16 protein-coding genes are annotated in these 18064 nt (G+C 62.3%); 10 read left to right on the forward strand and 6 right to left on the reverse strand.

Going from position 1 to position 18064, the window contains the following annotated elements; translation table 11 throughout:
- The first annotated feature begins 23 nt into the window (after positions 1 to 23).
- Positions 24 to 1775 (forward strand): LysM peptidoglycan-binding domain-containing protein, encoded by a 1752-nt coding sequence (locus GGQ68_RS14330; RefSeq protein WP_183967166.1) that lies wholly within the window; start codon positions 24 to 26, stop codon positions 1773 to 1775.
- Positions 1776 to 1896: 121 nt separating this feature from the next.
- A complete protein-coding gene (locus GGQ68_RS14335) occupies positions 1897 to 3723 on the forward strand; it encodes an ABCB family ABC transporter ATP-binding protein/permease (protein ID WP_183967167.1) in 1827 nt (608 codons plus the stop codon).
- Between the two features lie 57 nt (positions 3724 to 3780).
- On the opposite strand, the gene GGQ68_RS14340 is transcribed toward GGQ68_RS14335, so the two are convergent.
- A complete protein-coding gene (locus tag GGQ68_RS14340) occupies positions 3781 to 4434 on the reverse strand; it encodes a CatA-like O-acetyltransferase (protein ID WP_183967168.1) in 654 nt (217 codons plus the stop codon).
- 105 nt (positions 4435 to 4539) lie between these two features.
- On the opposite strand from GGQ68_RS14340, the gene GGQ68_RS14345 reads away from it, so the two are divergent.
- On the forward strand, positions 4540 to 4854 hold the full coding sequence (locus tag GGQ68_RS14345; RefSeq protein WP_183967169.1) for a hypothetical protein: 315 nt from the start codon (positions 4540 to 4542) through the stop codon (positions 4852 to 4854).
- Complete coding sequence (locus tag GGQ68_RS14350; protein ID WP_183967170.1) at positions 4851 to 5258, forward strand: hypothetical protein; 408 nt, start codon at positions 4851 to 4853, stop codon at positions 5256 to 5258. The genes GGQ68_RS14345 and GGQ68_RS14350 overlap by 4 nt, the downstream gene beginning before the upstream one ends.
- A gap of 52 nt (positions 5259 to 5310) precedes the next feature.
- Here the strand turns inward: GGQ68_RS14350 and GGQ68_RS14355 are convergent, their stop codons facing one another.
- Complete coding sequence (locus GGQ68_RS14355) at positions 5311 to 5616, reverse strand: hypothetical protein (protein ID WP_183967171.1); 306 nt, start codon at positions 5614 to 5616, stop codon at positions 5311 to 5313.
- Between the two features lie 278 nt (positions 5617 to 5894).
- Between GGQ68_RS14355 and GGQ68_RS14360 the strand changes: the two genes are divergently transcribed.
- Both GGQ68_RS14360 and GGQ68_RS14365 read left to right on the forward strand, forming a co-directional pair.
- Positions 5895 to 6674 (forward strand): gamma-glutamyl-gamma-aminobutyrate hydrolase family protein, encoded by a 780-nt coding sequence (locus tag GGQ68_RS14360; RefSeq protein WP_183967172.1) that lies wholly within the window; start codon positions 5895 to 5897, stop codon positions 6672 to 6674.
- Between the two features lie 62 nt (positions 6675 to 6736).
- Positions 6737 to 7609, forward strand: a complete 873-nt coding sequence (locus GGQ68_RS14365; protein ID WP_183967173.1) for a formate/nitrite transporter family protein — start codon at positions 6737 to 6739, stop codon at positions 7607 to 7609.
- A gap of 171 nt (positions 7610 to 7780) precedes the next feature.
- Here the strand turns inward: GGQ68_RS14365 and GGQ68_RS14370 are convergent, their stop codons facing one another.
- The 4 genes from GGQ68_RS14370 to GGQ68_RS14385 all read right to left on the reverse strand — a co-directional run bounded on the left by GGQ68_RS14370 (position 7781) and on the right by GGQ68_RS14385 (position 12609).
- Positions 7781 to 10012, reverse strand: coding sequence for a xanthine dehydrogenase family protein molybdopterin-binding subunit (locus GGQ68_RS14370; RefSeq protein ID WP_183967174.1), 2232 nt, complete (start codon positions 10010 to 10012; stop codon positions 7781 to 7783).
- Positions 10012 to 10467: a (2Fe-2S)-binding protein gene (locus tag GGQ68_RS14375; RefSeq protein WP_183967175.1), complete on the reverse strand. Its 456-nt coding sequence runs from the start codon at positions 10465 to 10467 to the stop codon at positions 10012 to 10014. Before GGQ68_RS14375 ends, GGQ68_RS14370 begins: the two co-directional genes overlap by 1 nt.
- Before the next feature lie 156 nt (positions 10468 to 10623).
- Positions 10624 to 11814, reverse strand: coding sequence for a kynureninase (kynU, locus tag GGQ68_RS14380; RefSeq protein WP_183967176.1), 1191 nt, complete (start codon positions 11812 to 11814; stop codon positions 10624 to 10626).
- A 45-nt stretch (positions 11815 to 11859) separates the two neighbouring features.
- Positions 11860 to 12609 (reverse strand): SDR family NAD(P)-dependent oxidoreductase, encoded by a 750-nt coding sequence (locus tag GGQ68_RS14385; RefSeq protein WP_183967177.1) that lies wholly within the window; start codon positions 12607 to 12609, stop codon positions 11860 to 11862.
- Between the two features lie 117 nt (positions 12610 to 12726).
- Here GGQ68_RS14385 and GGQ68_RS14390 point away from each other — a divergent pair, with 117 nt between their 5' ends.
- The 4 genes from GGQ68_RS14390 (at position 12727) to GGQ68_RS14405 (ending at position 17694) form a co-directional block, all read left to right on the forward strand.
- Positions 12727 to 13674, forward strand: coding sequence for an MBL fold metallo-hydrolase (locus GGQ68_RS14390; RefSeq protein ID WP_183967178.1), 948 nt, complete (start codon positions 12727 to 12729; stop codon positions 13672 to 13674).
- A gap of 143 nt (positions 13675 to 13817) precedes the next feature.
- On the forward strand, positions 13818 to 14276 hold the full coding sequence (locus GGQ68_RS14395; protein WP_183967179.1) for a methyltransferase family protein: 459 nt from the start codon (positions 13818 to 13820) through the stop codon (positions 14274 to 14276).
- Positions 14277 to 14658: 382 nt separating this feature from the next.
- A complete protein-coding gene (locus GGQ68_RS14400) occupies positions 14659 to 16233 on the forward strand; it encodes a Re/Si-specific NAD(P)(+) transhydrogenase subunit alpha (RefSeq protein WP_183967180.1) in 1575 nt (524 codons plus the stop codon).
- Between the two features lie 15 nt (positions 16234 to 16248).
- Positions 16249 to 17694, forward strand: a complete 1446-nt coding sequence (locus GGQ68_RS14405; protein WP_183967181.1) for an NAD(P)(+) transhydrogenase (Re/Si-specific) subunit beta — start codon at positions 16249 to 16251, stop codon at positions 17692 to 17694.
- Positions 17695 to 18064 lie beyond the last annotated feature (370 nt).

The following is an 18064-nucleotide window of genomic DNA, read 5'->3' on the forward strand; positions in this document are numbered from 1 at the left end:
AGAGATCGAAACGAAAGACTGCCATGAGCAATGCATTGAAGAACAGCGCGCTGGGTGGCGTGGCAGTGGTGGGCGTTTTGGCCTTGGCCTTGGCCTTGGCGACCGACGTGATCGACTGGCCGTTCGACGCGGTGCCGGAGCAGCGAGACGCTGGTCTAGCCTCTGGCAGCGCCTCTGAGGCCTCGACTACGTCTGCCGAAACTGATCAGCCGTCTGGTGTGACCGTCAGCCAGTCCGCCGAAACTGGCAAACAGACTGCTGAGACCGCTGCCCCCTCTGCCGGGACGGACGAAGCACTTGTTAAGCCTGCCGATCAGTCCGCTGTGACAGAGGAGCAGACTGCCAGCTCCGTTGCTCCGTCTGCCGAAGGCGCTGACTCGACGGCAGAGGCGAGGGCCACCACCACAGATGATACTGCCCAGACGCCTCCCCGCGACACCGACACGACATCACTATCGAACGCCGCCCCGGAGGTGACATCGGACGCGCCGTCCATCGCCATGCGCTTGTTGCCGGGCAGCAGCATCATGGTCACGGGCCGCAGCGGCCCCGGCGAAATCGTCGAAGTGCTTTTCGACGGCGCGCCGGTGACGCAGGTGCAAACCGAACGCGACGGCAGCTATGCCACGTTGATCGACCTGCCGCGCACAGGGCCGACGCGCCTTGTTCGCGCGCGCGTCACCCGGGACGGTCAGGAACGGCTGTCCGAGACTGAGCTGATCATCCCCGGCACCGATGTGCCCACAGCCCCCGAGCCGCAGGTGGCCAGCTTGGCGCCGGATGGAATGCGGGCGCCCTCCGCTGCGGGGGCCGCTCCGCAAGCGCCCGGAGATGCAGATGAGGTGGCTGTTTTGCGTCCCGACGATCTCGGCGCAGAACCGGCTCCGGGCTCCACGCCCGTCACTGCGCAATCCGCCCCGGCACCGCGTGCGAACGACACCACATCCGGCATGGCGTCCCCGCAGGATGACAGCGTGCCGACTCTGCCGCGCGGCTCCGACGCCGTGGCGGTCGTTGATCCATCCGCCGAAATGCCCTCCGCCGCACCGGGCAGCGCCCCAAAGGTGGACACACGCCCGGCACGGAACGCGACCCCCGAGACCACGGCCCTCATGCCGCAGGCCCCGACCGTCCCCGATGCGCCAGAAACCGACACGATCGAGGACCCGGCCGTCACCACGCGCAGCGAACCGGACAGAACCGACAGCCCGCAGGTCCCACGCCGTCCCGGCATCCTTGTGGCCGGTCCCGCCGGCGTCGAAGCACTGGACAAGGCACCGCTTTTGCCCGGTGACGTGGCGCTTGATTCCATCAGCTACGACACGGCAGGCGAGGTGATCCTCGCAGGCCGCGGCGTGGACGAGGCCTTTGTGCGCGTCTATCTCGACAATCGCCCGCTCACCACGTCGCGGATCAGCGGCGGGGACTGGCGCGTGCAACTGCCAGAGGTGGACACCGGCACCTACACGCTGCGCGTCGATCAGGTCGACGCCGAAGGCACCGTGATGGCCCGCGTCGAAAGCCCCTTTCTGCGCGAGGACCGCGCCGTTCTGGAACAGCTCGCCGAAGGCGCTGGCCCTGTGTCCGAGATCACCGTTCAGCCCGGCCATTCGCTCTGGGCGATCTCCAAGGATCGCTACGGCAACGGCATCGAATACGTGAAGATCTTTCGCGCCAACCGCGACCGCATCCGCGATCCCGATCTGATCTACCCCGGTCAGATCTTTGATCTGCCTTCGACGCAGCAGGCCAGTACACAACCCGCGACGGAGTAAGGTGCACAGCGGGGCAGGGGTGGTCATCCCGCGCAGTCCGGCCTAGGTAAGCGAAAAGCCGACAGTGTGCCGCCATCCCCCATCCCAGCCGGGCCGTCGCGGCCCCCAGCCAGGAGCCCCGATGCCTCCCGATACAGATATTGACGCGGCAGAGATCGCCCGCGAAGAACGCGCCTCCGGTCTGCGCACCATCAAACGCATGGCCCCCTATCTCTGGCCCGAAGGGGCGGACAAGAGGTGGGTGCGCTGGCGCGTCGTGATCGCGATGGTGCTTTTGGTTCTGGCCAAGGTCATCGCTGTCACCACGCCGCTGCTGTACAAGGAGGCGGTGGACAAGCTTGGCGGCGACGTGCCCGACATCGCCATAGGCGCCGTTGGTCTGACACTGGCGTATGGCATGACGCGCCTTCTGACGGTGGCCTTCCAACAGCTGCGCGACGGTATCTTTGCCAAGGTGGCTCAGGGCGCGCTGCGTCAACTGGCGTTGGAGACTTTCCAGCACATCCACAAGCTGTCCATGCGCTATCACATCACGCGCAAGACTGGCGGCCTCAGCCGGATCATCGAACGCGGTGTGAAGGGGGTGGAGTTTCTGCTCCGTTTCTTGCTGTTCTCCATCGGACCGCTGATCCTGGAGCTGCTGCTGGTGGGCATCATGCTCGCCTGGATGCTGGACATCTGGTATCTGGTCGTCGTGACGGCTGTGATCGCCATCTACGTGGCGTTCACCTTCAAGGTCACGGAATGGCGCGTGAAGCTACGCCGCACCATGAATGCCCAAGACACCGACGCCAACCAGAAGGCCATCGATAGCCTTCTCAACTTTGAAACGGTGAAGTACTTCGGGGCCGAAGCGCGCGAAGCGCGACGCTACGATCATGCCATGCAAGGCTACGAGACAGCCGCGATCAAGACTGCTACTTCCTTGGCTTTCCTGAACACCGGGCAGGCCGTCATCATCACCGCGGGGCTGGTGGTCGTCATGGTCATGGCGGCGATCGGTGTGCAGAACGGCGCGCTGACGGTCGGGGATTTCGTGCTGGTCAACGCCTACATGATCCAGATCACCATGCCGTTGAACTTCCTCGGATCGGTCTATCGCGAAATTCGTCAGGCCCTGGTGGACATGGGCCAGATGTTCGACCTGCTGGAGCAGCCCGCCGAAGTGTCTGACAAACCCGGCGCGCCGGCCTTGCGCGTCTCTGGCGGCGAGGTTGAATTGACCGATGTGACATTTGGCTACGATCCCACGCGGCCGATCCTCAAGGGGATCTCGGTGCGTGTGGGCGCGGGCGAAAGCGTCGCGCTGGTCGGTCCGTCAGGTTCGGGCAAGTCGACCATCGGACGGCTGCTGTTCCGGTTCTACGATGTGAACGGCGGGTCTGTGCGCATCGACGGGCAGGATGTACGCGACGTGACGCAGGAAACGCTGCATCAGGCCATCGGTGTCGTGCCGCAGGACACGGTGCTGTTCAACGACTCGATCCGCTACAACATCGCCTACGGGCGCGATGGGGCCACCGAGGAAGAGATCATCGCCGCTGCCCGCGCGGCTCAAATACACGAGTTTATCATCGCGCTGCCGGAGGGGTACGAGACCCCGGTGGGCGAGCGAGGGCTGAAGCTTTCCGGCGGCGAAAAGCAGCGGGTGGGCATCGCGCGCACCTTGTTGAAAAACCCGCCGATCCTGTTGCTGGACGAGGCGACCAGCGCGCTGGACACTGAAACCGAGGCCAGCATCCAAGGCGCGTTGAAGCGTGCGGGCGAGGGGCGCACCGTGCTGACCATCGCGCACCGGCTCTCCACCATCGCTGACGCAGACCGCATCGTGGTTCTGGAAAACGGACTGGTGGTCGAGGAAGGTACGCACGACGCGCTGTTGGAACGCAATGGTCGGTACGCAAATCTGTGGCAACGTCAGAAATCCGAGGATGCAGAAGCCGCCTGATCCATCAGTGATCGCCCACATGCGACGAGGGCCTTGTCACCCAAGGCCCTCGTGAAATCAGAAGCCGTCCAGCGCTGTCTGGATCTCCGAGATCAACGCGCCGACATGCTCGCCGTCTGTGACGGCATGGTGCACTTGAACATTCAGCGACATGTCCGCCCGTCCGTCTTGTTCGACGATCTTGCCCCAGGAGAGGCGCGGTATGCAGTCGTCAGGGCCGGGCACTGCGTGATCGAGCGCGGTGAAATCCAGCCAGGGGAGACAGGACAGATAGGCCACCGCATCGGTCTGCTCTGCGTGCTCCCGAATATCTTTGGCGCTGCGGACCTTGGCAATGTTCGCCCGCGCGGCACGGTCAAACACGTCAAAATCATCCACAAACGGCTGATAGCTATAGGCAAAACCGCCGGTGTCCCGCGGCACGGTAAACGAAAGCCCGATACTCTCATGCCGCACCACGGTGCCATCGGGTCGAAACCTGACCCTCAGCTCCGGCACCGCATTCAAGCCGTGCCCAACGGCATAGAGGCAGCCGATATACGGTGACACGCCCTCCGCCTTGCGCGCCATCAGGCGCGTGACATCCACGCGGCAGGTGATGGCGTAATGCGGCCGCCCGTAGTCTCTAAACCAGCGGTATGTGTCTGACCGATGCCATCTGTCCAGCGAGATAGGGGTGACGACAGATGTTTCGGCGAGTTCAGTTTTCAATTTACACCTTAAAGTTGATTATTCGTCTTGCTTGTGGCAAGATAGGTGCACCCCGTGACATTTCCACGGGGTTTTTTGCAAATCAATTTCACAAGGATGAGTCGCATGGCTGACACTATTTCCGTCGATGACGTCATGAACCACGCTGAACGCGCCGCCGCAGAGGTGCTGGGAAAGCCCTCGGACCTCGGGGACTATAAAATTGGCGTCTGGCGAGAGTTCGGCACCGTGGGGATCTGGATCAAGGATCCGAACTGGGAGAAATTTGAGCCCCGCGAGATGCTTGAGGTCTCCGACAAGATCACAAAGATCATGGGGCCGGTCGCCCGCGAAGCGCAGCCAGAGGTCAAGGTGATCCGCGGCGGGATCACCATGGGGTACTTTCCCGTCGACAAAGAGTTCATGGCACATTTCAAATGACCGGGAAGCTTTGTCCTTCCGCACAGCCGGATATGGCGGGCGCGCAGGTTCTTGGCGTGCACCGACCGGGACAAGACGTGGCCTACGTGGCCGGGACCGTGCCGGTCACAGATGCGGTGCTTGCGGCCACCGGTGATGTGCCGCCGACCCTGGTCTACCGCTTCGCCGCGCCTTGTGCGGAAAAGCGCTGCGGCCATTTCGATGGGGAACGCTGTCAATTGGCCACGCGAATCGCTGCGAAACTGTCCCCGGTGGAGACGCGATTGCCGGCCTGCGCCATACGCAAGACCTGTCGCTGGCACGGGCAGGAAGGGTCGGCCGCGTGCCTGCGCTGTCCGCAGGTGACGACGACCATCACCGAAGAAAACGATCCCCTGCGCGACGTGGCCTTTGCCGCCGAATGAAAGGGATCAGGACGCCCCCCACGATCCGGGGGCGTCCATAAAACGTCTAAGGTTATTCCGCGGCCAGCGCATGGGTCTCGTCGTAGAACATCTCCATCGCCATGACATGCACGGTCCTCGACATTTCGGAGATCAGGACATCCTTGCTCATGCGTCCTCCGGCATATTCCTCGAGATCGCCAGCAAGGCAGGCCATCAACCCCTCGATGCGCTGCAACTGCAGGCCCACGGTGGTGCGTTCTTCGATCAGATGTTCAAGCAGCACGTCCGGTCGCGTGGTTTCGCCCAGCGTGGGTGTCAGGTCCGCAGGCGTCACAAGATCGCGCAGCAGAACCTGCGACATGGTTTGTCTGGTCATGGCTTTCCCACCTTCTGTTGCGGATCGGTGAACGCGCGTCGTGACGGCGTCCGGCGTGTGCTTAAACGATCCTTAACGCGACCTTAACAGACCCCCGCACAGTTATCATTTCCCATGCACGTGAATGGTTAACCGGTGACACGCTCGCTGCCTTCCAAAGTGGCAAATTGCGTCGTCACGGGACTTTTGCGCGCTGGCGCAGGGGGGCTCGTGCGGCGTTCACCTTTTTCTTGCAAAGATCTTGGACTATATATCTTGCAAACAAGGAGCTTTTTCACATGACGCGGCCCATCGTCGGCATCATCGGCAATTCCCACCTCATCAATGACCAGTACCCGGCGCACGCGGGCGGAACGATGAACTCGGAGGCGGTGGCCTGCGTGTCGAATTGCATCCCGCTGCTGATCCCCGCCGACCCGCGGCTGGTTTCGGTCGACGAATTGCTGGAGACGTGCGATGGATTCCTGCTGACCGGCGGACGCCCCAATGTCCACCCCGAGGAATACGGTGAAAACTGGACTGAGGCGCATGGGGATCACGACCGCGCCCGCGATGCCATCGCGCTGCCGCTTGTGCGGGCCTGCGTGGAACGCGGCCAGCCGTTCTTTGGCATCTGCCGAGGTTTCCAGGAGGTCAACGTCGCCATGGGTGGTACGCTTTATCCGGAAATACGCGACCTGCCGGGGCGGATGAACCACCGTATGCCCCCGGACGGCACGCTGGAGGAGAAATTCGCCCTGCGCCACAAGGTGACACTCACCGAGGGTGGAAAATTCCACAAATTGTTCGGCGCGCCGGAGGTCATGACAAATACGCTGCACGGTCAGGGTATCAAAGAGCCCGGCCAACGCATCGTGGTGGAGGGCGTCGCGCCCGACGGCACTCCGGAAGCGATATACGTGGACGGGGCGACAGGATTTACCATGTCTGTGCAGTGGCACCCTGAGTGGGATGCGGCCAACGATCCGGTCTCGCGCCCGCTGTTCACCGCATTCGGGGAGGCGGTCCATGACTGGTCTCGCGTGCGCCGAGCCGGTGGCCTACTGCGTACGGCATAACCCGTTCGTGTGACGTTAATTTTAGCTGCGGAACCATTCGGCCGGTCAATGGTTCAGGCTAGATGAACGATCAAAACGCTCCCCAAGACATCCATTTACAGCAAAAAGACCCCGCCGAGTCAGACGCGGTCCGTGAACCATCAGAGGAAACCTCTGTCACGCAGGCATCCCGGCTGTCGGCCCGCCTGATTTACGAAGTCATTCGTCGCGATGGGCGCGAGGAACTGGCGCGCCCCACGGTGTCGCTGATCTGGTCAGGCGTGGCGGCAGGCATCCTCATCAGCTTGTCGGTGATCGCGCAGACGGTTCTGAAATCGCACTTGCCCGATGCCGAATGGACCATCCTGATCGAAGCCCTGGGCTATTCCGTCGGTTTCATGGTCGTCATCTTTGGCCGGATGCAGCTGTTTACCGAGAACACGATCACGACGGTTTTGCCTTTGGTGGCGGACCAATCCTTGACGTGCCTGCATCGGATGCTGCGGTTGTGGACCATCGTTCTGGCAGCAAATATCGTCGGCACCATCATCGCCAGCGGTTTCCTGTATATGCCGCACTTCTTGCCCGCACACATGACCGAAAGTCTGCTGGCCGTCTCCAGACATGCCACCGACGGCAGTTTCGGCGAGAACTTCTTTCGCGCCATCCCCGCCGGGATCATCATCGCCGCAGTCGTCTGGATCATCCCCGCAGCCCAAAGCAATGCGTTCTGGGTGGTGCTTGTGATGACATGGCTGATGTCGGCAGCAGGGTTTGCCCACGTCATCGCCGGATCGGTGGAGGCGGGCGTTCTCGTCTGGTTCGGCCAGATCGGTTTGGGCGAAGCGATCTGGCGGTTCTTCATTCCGGTGCTGGCGGGCAACGTCGCTGGTGGAACGGCTGTCTTTACGCTGCTGGTCTGGGGGCAGGTGAAAAATGAGGTCATCAAACCCTGACCCGGGGTCGGCTCATTCATTGATAAACCAGTGTTTCATGGACGAAAAAAAACACTTTCCAAACTTACCTGAGAGCAGCGCAGTCACGGGTTTCCCGCGATGTTCTTGGCCGAAACGCGAACGCTCGCCCGGAATGGGGCGAGCGCGCTTTGTTTCTGTCGAAGCGATCTGTCAGATCTTGAAATCGACATGCTTTTTCAGCGGCAGACTGCGATAGCGTTCGCCGCGCAAGTCATACAGCGCATTTGCCAGGGCAGGCGCTGCCGGGGGCGTGGCCACTTCGCCAATACCGCCCAAGTGGTCCTGCACCTCCAGTATGCTGACCTTGGTCTCCGGCATCTGGGTGATCCGCAGCGGCTCGTAGTCCGGGAAGTTCTTTTGCTGCACCGCCCCATCGGCAAAGGTGATCTCTTCGCTGATCGCGGCTGACAGGCCATAGACCATCGCGCCCACAAGCTGCGCCTTGATGTTGTCGGGGTTCAGCGCGACGCCGGGGTCGGCAGCGATCCACGCCTTGGTGATTTTCACCGCGCCGTCCTGATCGGCCACTTCGATCACCATCGCGACCGGCGTGCCAAAGCTGTAGCACATGGCCACACCGCGCCCGACACCGTCCGGCGTTTCACCGGTCCAGCCGGACATCTGCTTGACCGTGTTCAGCACTTCCCAAGCGGGCAGGAATTCGTCGCGCGTCAGGTCCATGCGGAATTGCAGCGGATCGATCCCGGCGGCCACGGCCATCTCATCCATGAAACTTTCCATGAAAAAGCCGTTCAGCGAATTGCCCACGGACCGCCAGAAGCCCACCGGAGGAAGGTCCGGCACCGCATACCCGCGCGCCCGGTAGTTCGGGATGGCGTAGGGCTGGTTCGCCGTGCCTTCGGTGATGGCAGCATCCGGCCCACCGGGGGAAAAGCCCGCCGCGCGGTCGAGCGCCGGGCCGATCACCGGGGCCGAGGACACCTGCGCATCCAGCATCACCGCCTTGCCATCCTTGACTGCCCCGGCAAAGCGCGCCTTGGCCGCCGGGCGATAGAAGTCATGGGTCATGTCCTCTTCGCGCGAATAGGTCAGCAAAACGGGGGTGCCGGGCATCTCCTTGGCGATGCGTGTGGCATAGCGGGTAAAGTCCACCTCGCCGCGCCGCCCAAAGCCGCCGCCCAGATAGGTGACGTTGAATTCCACGTCCGCCTCATCGAGACCGGCCTCTTCGGCAGCAACACGCAGGGCAAAGGTCGGCATCTGCGAGCCGGTCCAGACCTTCAGTTTACCGCCATCGAACCAGGCATTGGCCGACTGCGGCTCCATCGTGGCGTGGGCGAGGAACGGGACAGAGTACTCTGCCTCGATCCGGTCCGTGCCCATGGGCAGGGTCGACACGTCGCCGTCATCACGCAACATGGAATCCGCGGCCAGCTCGAAACCGGCTTCGAGCGCCTCGGATATGGCGGCGTCGCTGGGCAGATAAGCGGCGTCCTCCCACGTGACCGGGATCTCGTTCACCGCACGCTGGGCGATCCATGTGTTGTTGGCCACCACGGCCAACCCGTCGCCAAGGTCCACGACCTTTTCGACACCGGGCATGCGGCTGACTTCGAAGGCGTCGAACGATTTGATGCCCGCGCGGGTGGGGGACAAGCGCAGCGCGGCAAAGCGCTGGCCGGGCAGGCGCGTGTCGATGGCAAAGGTCGCGGTGCCGGTGGATTTCGCCGGAATGTCGGTGCGCCGGAATTTCGTGCCAAGGATTTTCCACTCCTCGGGCTGGCGCAATTCGACGCGGGGCGGTTCCATCTCGGCGGCATCTTCGGCCAGCGCGGTATAGGCGATCTTGGTGCCATCGGGGGCAATGACATGGCCTTTGTCTGTGACCAGCTCCGCGGCAGATACATCCAGCCGTTTGGCGGCGGCGGCCACGAGCATTTCCCGTGTGGCGGCGCCGACAACACGCATCCGCTCAAAGCCGTCCTTCATGGCGGTGGAGCCGCCGGTGACCTGCATGGAAAACACCTTGCCCAGATGGCCCATCAGCTCACCCATGGAGCGTTCGATGGAGGAAGCATCGTAGCCCGCCATCGCCTCGCCGACCAAGGCATGGTTGTAGTAGGCCTTCGCGGGCGGCCCGTGAATGATGCGCACCTGATCGAGGGTGACATCCAGTTCCTCGGCGATCAGAGCGGCCCACGTGGTTTCCGTGCCCTGGCCCATTTCCGCACGGGGGGAGACAAGCGTGATCCCCTCGCCGTCGATCACCACAAAGGGGTTCAGCGCGGTTTCACCCTCCGCTGGCTTCAGGGGGTTGGGGGCAGGTTTTGCCACCACCCACGCGCCAAAGGCCGCGCCGCCCACGACAACGGCGGTGCCGATCAGGAAGGTGCGGCGGAGGATTTTACCAGCAGAAGCCATCAGACGCCCTCCGCCACGGATTTGATCGCAGCACGAATGCGCGGGTAGGTGCCGCAGCGGCAGAGGTTTCCGGCCATGGCGTTGTCGATATCCTCATCGCTGGGGCTGGGCAGTTCGGCCAGAAGGCTTGCGGCCTGCATGATCTGGCCCGACTGGCAGTAGCCGCATTGTGGCACCTGATGGTCGATCCAGGCCTGTTGCAGCGCATGAAGCGTGTCCGGCTGGCCCAGACCTTCGATGGTTGTCACTTCGCCGTCCACATCCTCGAGCCGCAACACGCAGGAGCGCTGCGCCTGGCCGTCCACTTGTACGGTGCAGGCTCCGCAAGACGCGACACCGCAGCCATATTTTGTGCCGGTCAGGTTCAACTGGTCACGCAGCACCCACAAAAGGGGCACCTCGCCGGGCAGATCGACCTCGTGTGTCGTGCCGTTGACCGTGAGGGTATAGGCCATGGGGATCTCCTTGTCGCGAACGGCCCGTATGGCCGGTTTGCGTCCTTTGTGGTGCATTCGGCGGAGGTTGTCAGCCGAATGCGCAGATTTATCTGGATGATGCGCTGTTGTGCCCGAAGGTCAAGCGCCGGGCGTCGTGGAATGCGGCTTCGCAGCTTACGTCACGGCCTTGCGTTCTTTGTATTCGGGGGCATTCCATGCGTTGGTGGCCAGAATATCGGCCAGCACCTCGGCCGCGTGGTCGATCTCTGTCTCCGACAGGTACAGCGGCGTGATGCCGAACCGCAGGATGTCCGGCGCGCGAAAGTCACCGATCACGCCGCGCGCGATCAGCGCCTGCATGATGGCGTAGCCCTCCGGATGGCGAAACGACACCTGACTGCCACGATCCCGTGGCGCGCGGGGCGTGGCCAGCGCCAGATCTGTCGTTGCCTCCACCTTGGCGATAAACCGGTCGGCAAGCTCCAGTGACCGGGCGCGCAGCGCGTCGAGGTCCACCGTCTCCCAGATGTCCAAGGCGGCCTCCAACGCGGCCATCTGGATCACCGGAGGTGTGCCGACGCGCATCCGGTCGATGCCATCCCCCGCCGTGTAGCCAAGGTCAAAGGCAAAGGGCGCCTTGTGTCCCAGCCAGCCCGCCAACGCCGGTTCTGCCTCTGCGGCGTGTTTTGGCGCGACGTAGATAAAGGCCGGCGCACCGGGGCCTGCGTTAAGATATTTGTAGGTGCAGCCCACAGCGAAATCCGCGCCGCAGTCCGCCAGATGGACCGGAAAGGCCCCGGCGGAATGTGCCAGATCCCAGATGGTCAGCGCGCCCTTGTCATGGGCCAGCTGCGTCAGCGCCTGCATGTCGTGGCGGCGGCCCGTGCGGTAATCGACCTCGGTGATCATCATCACGGCGACCTCCTCGGTGATGGCGCTGGCCACGTCCTCGGGGGCGACCGTGCGCAGCTCATAGCCCTCTGGCAGCAGCTTCAGCAGCCCTTCAGCCATATACAGGTCGGTCGGAAAGTTGCCGGTGTCTGACAGGATCACCCGTCGATCCGGGATCAGCTTCAGCGCAGCGGCGAGCGCCTGAAACACCTTGATCGACAGCGTGTCACCGATCACCGTGTGGCCGGGCTCTGCGCCGATCAACGCGCCGATGCGGTCGCCGAGCGCGCGCGGCTTGGCCATCCAGCCACAGGTGTTCCACGCGGAAATCAGGTGCGCGCCCCATTCGTCCTGCACGGTTTGTGCCACTCGGGCTGCCGTCGCGCGGGGCAGGGGGCCAAGCGAGTTGCCGTCCAGATATGTCACCCCCGCAGGCAGGTCGAACAAGGCGCGGGTTTGGGAGAAATCAGTCATAAAGTGTCCTTTTGGCGCGCGGTTGGGGCCACGCAGTGCCCAGAGTTACATATCACCGCCAGCAATCTGAAGTGCCTGACCGTTCATGCTGCCGGAATTCTCGCCACACAAAAACAGCGCAGCCTCGGCCACCTCCTCGGGCGTGATCAACCGACCATGCGGGTTCACCCCGACCATCAGATCGCGCGCGGCGGCCTCGTCCATCCCCGTGCGCTGCATGATGGAGGTGACGTTGCGGCTGACAATTTCGGTGTCCACATAGGCCGGGCAAAGCGCGTTGAACGTATAGGGTTTGCCTGCGAAATCTGCCGCCAGCCCCCGGATCAACCCGATCAAGGCGTGCTTCGACGCGGTGTAGGTCGGCGCGCCCTTCAGCCCCTTCAGCCCGGCGATCGAGGACACGGCAATCACCCGGCCCCAGTCGGTGGTGGTCATGGACTTCAACGATTCGCGGATCGTCAGGAAGGCGCCATCCACGTTCGTCGCCATCATGTTGCGCCAGAAATCCATGTCGGTCTTCAGCAGGGCGCGTCCTTCGGCGAGGCCCGCATTGGGCACGCAGATCTGGACGGGACCACGGGCGGCGACGGCCTCTGCGATGCCATCCGTCACCGACGCCTCGTCCTGCACATCCATGCGCAGCGGGTGCAGACCATCGCCTGCCACGGCCTCCAGCGTGTCCAACCGGCGACCGGTGATCGTAACCTTTGCCCCCTGTTCGGCCAGCGCACGGGCGATGGCCAATCCAATCCCTGTGCCACCGCCTGTGACCAGCGCGTGTTTCCCTGTCAGCATGGTGTCCTCCCCTTTGCGCCAAACTGTACCGGTCCAAGGCGTGGGGACAAGCCGATGATGCTTGGCTTTTGAATGCACACATGCGAATGTTTATGAATGGTAGAGGAGGATCGCGTGATGAGGATCGCATTGGCAGGCGTATTGGCGCTGTTGGCTGGCATGGCCACGGCGCATGAGGACATCGCGGACAAATATCCGCAGTCAGAACTCTACAACAAGCCGGTGGAGTTCATCCCCGGCGTCTGGTCTGCCATCGGCGCGACCGCCCCGCCGACCTATGAAAACGCGGGCCACAACAACAACCTGTCCTTCGTCGTGACCGGTGACGGGGTCGTGGTCATCAACGGCGGGGCCTCCGTGCGACTGGCCGAGGCGCTGCATGACGAGATCAAGGCGGTCACCGACCAGCCGGTCAAGCTGGTCATCAACGAGAACGGGCAGGGACATGCCATACTGGGCAACGCCTACTGGCGCGCCCTCGGGGTTGATGTGCTGGCCCATGCCGAGGCCATCGCAGAGATCGAGGAAAACGGCGATTTCATCCTGCAAGGGATGCAACGCTACAATCAAGACAAGGCTGAAGGCACCACCGTCGCCGTGCCGAACCTGTCGTTCGACGACCGAAAGGTCATCGAGATGGGCGATGTCACGCTGGACGTGCTGCATCTTGGCCCCGCGCATGGGCCCGGCGACACCCAAGTCTGGATACCACAGTGGGATGTCGTGATCGCAGGCGACATAGCCTTTCACGAGCGGATGCCGCCGATTTTTGCCGACACCTGCACACGGTGCTGGATCGAGACGTTCGAGGGGCCATTCACCGACCTTGGCGCGATCTATGTGATCCCCGGCCACGGCCACCCAACGAATATGGCCGCCGTGACCGAAGGCACAGTTGGCTATCTGCGGGATTTGCGAGACCAGATTGGCGCGCATATTGATGCGGGCGGCGATCTTGCCGGCGCTTTTTACGTCGATCAGGCGCGCTGGGCGCATCTGGACACCTTCGAGGAGCTCGCCACAAAAAACGCAGGCCGGGTCTTTGAAGAAATGGAATGGGAATAAAACGGCTGATTGACTGAGTTTCCCGTGGTATTTCTTACGAACTTCATCTTGCGGGCCGACGTCATTGCTGATTGCGATGGGGCAGGGGATTTGTGCAGTTGGCGCATCCCTTCCCGACCGGTGTGACAAGGAAAGGCAGAGCGATGAAGCAGTTGGACGGGTTTCCCGATTGGCCTCAGGTCTGGTTCGCGGGCGCGCTGTTGCTGGCGTGGCTGCAACCGACCTTATACCCCGTCGGCAGCTTTGGACCTGTTTGGGCGGACCTGATTGGCGGGCTTCTGGTGGGCGGCGGCATCATCCTCGCCGCTCTTGCCATTTTTGAGATGCGACGCCACGGCACAACCGTTGTCCCCAACCGTCAGGCGTCGCGCCTGGTCACCTCCGGTATATTCAAGCGGTCCCGCAACCCGATCTATCTGGGGGACGTGCTGATCCTGACCGGCCTGATCCTGTACTGGGACGCGGTGCTGGCATTGCCCCTGATCCCGATCTTTGTCTGGGTGATCGAGACGCGGTTTATCCTGTCCGAGGAGCGCGGCTTGAGGCAACGTTTCCCGCGAGATTTCACCCGCTACGAGAAAGACACCCGCCGCTGGATCTAATCGCCGCCGCTCTCGTGGCATCGAGCCGCCGGGATGACCGGGGCCTTGATCCGTCCCGCAGATCAACGGGCAGGCTTACGCTTTGATAAAGCGTATAAATTCCGAGCCGCGAATGTTTGCGTGCCAACTCATGTATCGTTGTCGCGCATCCGAGGTGACCTGATCTCGCTCAAGTGCGCGCAAGTTTGTTGCCGTATGAGTATATTTTGCGCAACAAACGAGAGGATGGCTTTAACTTTCCGTCAACCTGTGGTCTAGAAGCGCCAGATACATGTGTCAGGAGATAGGTCAGGTCTGTAGACCCTTCCCTGTATCGTGGTAGTGTCATGGGCGGAACGACCGCTCTGCGGTCAAGAATTCCTGAATAAGGGGGAAGAGAAACGTGAAAATCGGGACACCAAAAGAGGTCGAGGCCGGCGAGAACCGGGTGGCGATGACGCCCGACTCGGCGCTGGCCTTGCAGAAGCTGGGTTATGAGTGCCTCATTGAATCCGGCGCAGGCGCAAAGGCGGAGTTCTCGGACGAGAAATACCGCGACGCGGGCGTGACAATCGTGAACAGCGCCGATGAACTGTGGGCCCAGTCCGACATCATCGCCAAGGTCCGCATTCCCACGCTGGACGAACTGGACTACCTCAGCGCGGACAAGACGCTGATTACATTCTTCAATCCCGGCGGGAACGAGGAAGGCCTGAACAAGGCCAAGGAAAAAGGCGCCAACGTCATCGCCATGGAAATGGTGCCGCGCATCAGCCGTGCGCAGAAGATGGACGCGTTGTCGTCGATGGCCAACATCGCGGGCTATCGTGGTGTGATCGAAGCGTCGAACAACTTCGGCCGTTTCTTCACCGGCCAGATCACCGCAGCGGGCAAAGTGCCCCCGGCCAAGGTGCTGGTTGTCGGTGCGGGCGTTGCAGGGCTTGCGGCGATCGGCACGTCGACTTCGCTTGGCGCGATCACCTACGCTTTTGACGTGCGGCCCGAAGTGGCCGAGCAGGTCGAATCCATGGGCGCGGAATTCGTCTACCTCGACTTTGAAGAGGAACAGCAGGACGGCGCGGCGACAGGCGGCTATGCTTCTGTGTCCAGCCCGGAGTTCCGCGAGGCGCAGCTGGCCAAGTTCCGTGAACTGGCCCCCGAGGTGGACATCGTCATCACCACGGCGCTGATCCCCAACCGCGAAGCGCCCGAGCTGTGGACCGAGGACATGGTGAAGGCCATGAAGCCGGGATCGGTCATCGTCGACCTCGCAGCGGAGAAGGGCGGCAACTGCAAGCTGACCGTCAAGGACGAGAAGATTGTGACGGACAATGGCGTGACCATTGTCGGCTACACGGACTTCCCCTCCCGGATGGCGACGCAGGCCTCCACGCTGTATGCGACCAACATCCGTCACATGATGACCGACCTGACGCCCGAGAAGGACGGTCAGATCAACCATAACATGGACGATGATGTCATTCGCGGCGCGACCGTGACGCATCAGGGTGAAATCACCTTCCCACCGCCGCCGCCTAAAGTGGCAGCCATCGCGGCGCAGAAGAAAGAGAAGCCCAAGGAACTGACGCCCGAAGAAAAGCGCGCCAACGAGGTTGCCGCCTTCAAGGCGCAGACCAAGCAGCAGGTGACCTTGCTGGTCGTCGGTGCCGCCATCTTGCTGGCCATCGGCCTCGTGGCCCCGGCCTCGTTCATGCAGCACTTCATCGTCTTCGTTCTGTCCGTCTTCATCGGGTTCCAGGTCATCTGGAACGTGTCGCATTCGCTGCACACCCCGCTGATGGCTGTGACCAACGCGATTTCTTCGATCATCATTCTCGGTGCGCTGACGCAAATCGGATCGGGTGGCGGCTTCCTCGTGGTGCTGCTGGCTGCGATTTCCGTCTTCTTCGCCGGTATCAACATCTTCGGTGGCTTCCTCGTGACACGGCGCATGCTCGCCATGTTCCAGAAGTCGTAAGGGGGACATAGAACAATGGAATTCGGATTTACCACGGCGGCCTATGTGGTCGCGGCCGTGCTGTTCATCCTCTCGCTGGGCGGTCTGTCCGGTCAAGAGAGTGCAAAGCGCGCGGTCTGGTACGGTATCGTCGGCATGGCGCTGGCGGTCTTTGCAACCCTGATCGGACCCGGCTCTGGCCTGTGGGTCCTGTCGATCATCCTCATCGCCGCTGGCGGTGTGATCGGCTACCTGCTGGCCTCGCGGGTCGAGATGACCCAGATGCCGGAACTGGTCGCCGGTATGCACGCGCTGGTTGGTTTGGCGGCGGTCTTTGTCGGCTATAATGCTGAGCTGGTGATGAACAACATCCAGGCGCTGCACCACGCAGGCGACGAAGCGGCAATCGCGGCGCTCAAGGGCTTCTCGGCCACTGTGGCGCACAAGTCTCCGGTTGAGCTGAACATTCTGAAGGTCGAGGTTTTCCTCGGTGTCTTCATCGGTGCGGTGACCTTCACCGGTTCTGTGGTGGCCTATGGCAAACTGGCGGGCAAGCTGACCTCTGTCGCGAAAAAGCTGCCGGGCGGTCACCTGCTGAACGCGACGGCCGCAATCCTGTCGGTGATCCTGCTGCTCGTTTACATGAGCACAGGTGGCGGCTGGACCCTGCTCGTGATGTCGTTGCTGGCCTTCTTCATCGGCTACCACCTGATCATGGGCATCGGCGGCGCCGACATGCCGGTCGTGGTGTCGATGCTGAACAGCTACTCTGGCTGGGCGGCTGCGGCGATTGGTTTCTCGCTGGGTAACGATCTGCTGATCGTTGTCGGTGCGCTGGTGGGCTCCTCTGGTGCGATCCTGTCCTACATCATGTGTAAGGCGATGAACCGCTCGTTCATCTCCGTGATCCTGGGCGGCTTCGGCGGCACATCCGGTCCGGCGATGGAAGTCGAAGGCGAGCAGATCGCCATCGACGCGGACGGTGTGGCCAACGCTCTGGACGAGGCCGACAGCGTTGTGATCGTGCCGGGTTACGGCATGGCCGTGGCGCAGGCACAGCAGAACGTGGCCGAACTGACGCGCAAGCTGCGCGCCAAAGGCAAGAACGTGCGCTTTGCGATCCACCCGGTCGCGGGCCGTCTGCCCGGTCACATGAACGTGCTGCTGGCCGAAGCCAAAGTGCCCTACGATATCGTCATGGAGATGGACGAGATCAACGACGACTTCCCGGATACGGATGTGGTCATTGTCATCGGCTCCAACGACATCGTGAACCCGGCGGCACAGGACGATCCGAACTCTCCCATCGCGGGGATGCCGGTTCTGGAGGTCTGGAAAGCAAAGCAGGTCTTCGTGTCCAAGCGCGGTCAGGGCACCGGCTATTCCGGTATCGAGAACCCGCTGTTCTTCAAGGAGAACACCCGCATGTATTACGGCGACGCGAAGGCGACCGTGGGCGAGCTGCTGACCAAGATCGACTAAACCGACCTTAGTCACAAGACAGGGGCCTCGCCGGACACGGCGGGGCCTTTTGCGTTTGGGCTTAGTGTTTTCCGGCGATGAACGTGGGGTATCGCTCATATCTATGAGCTTCAGGCTGTCGGTTTCTTCGAGTTGGTCAAACCGCGTTTCAGGCCATCCCATCCAGTCAAGCGCTCTGGTCTTGGCCCTTCAGCGACTGGTCTCAATGTGTCGTCACCTACGTTGAGTAAGGGGGCATGGATGCGGGAGAGCCCACTATTGACGTCATCGCGGGCGTAGATCCCGATCTTTTGACCGTAGCATCGTGCAGTTCGAACATGGGCCCCCAAAGGTGCACAGCGGGGAGGTATGAGTCGCCGAAGACGATGCA

It is taken from the genome of Sagittula marina (genome assembly GCF_014196795.1).
GTDB lineage: Bacteria > Pseudomonadota > Alphaproteobacteria > Rhodobacterales > Rhodobacteraceae > Sagittula > Sagittula marina.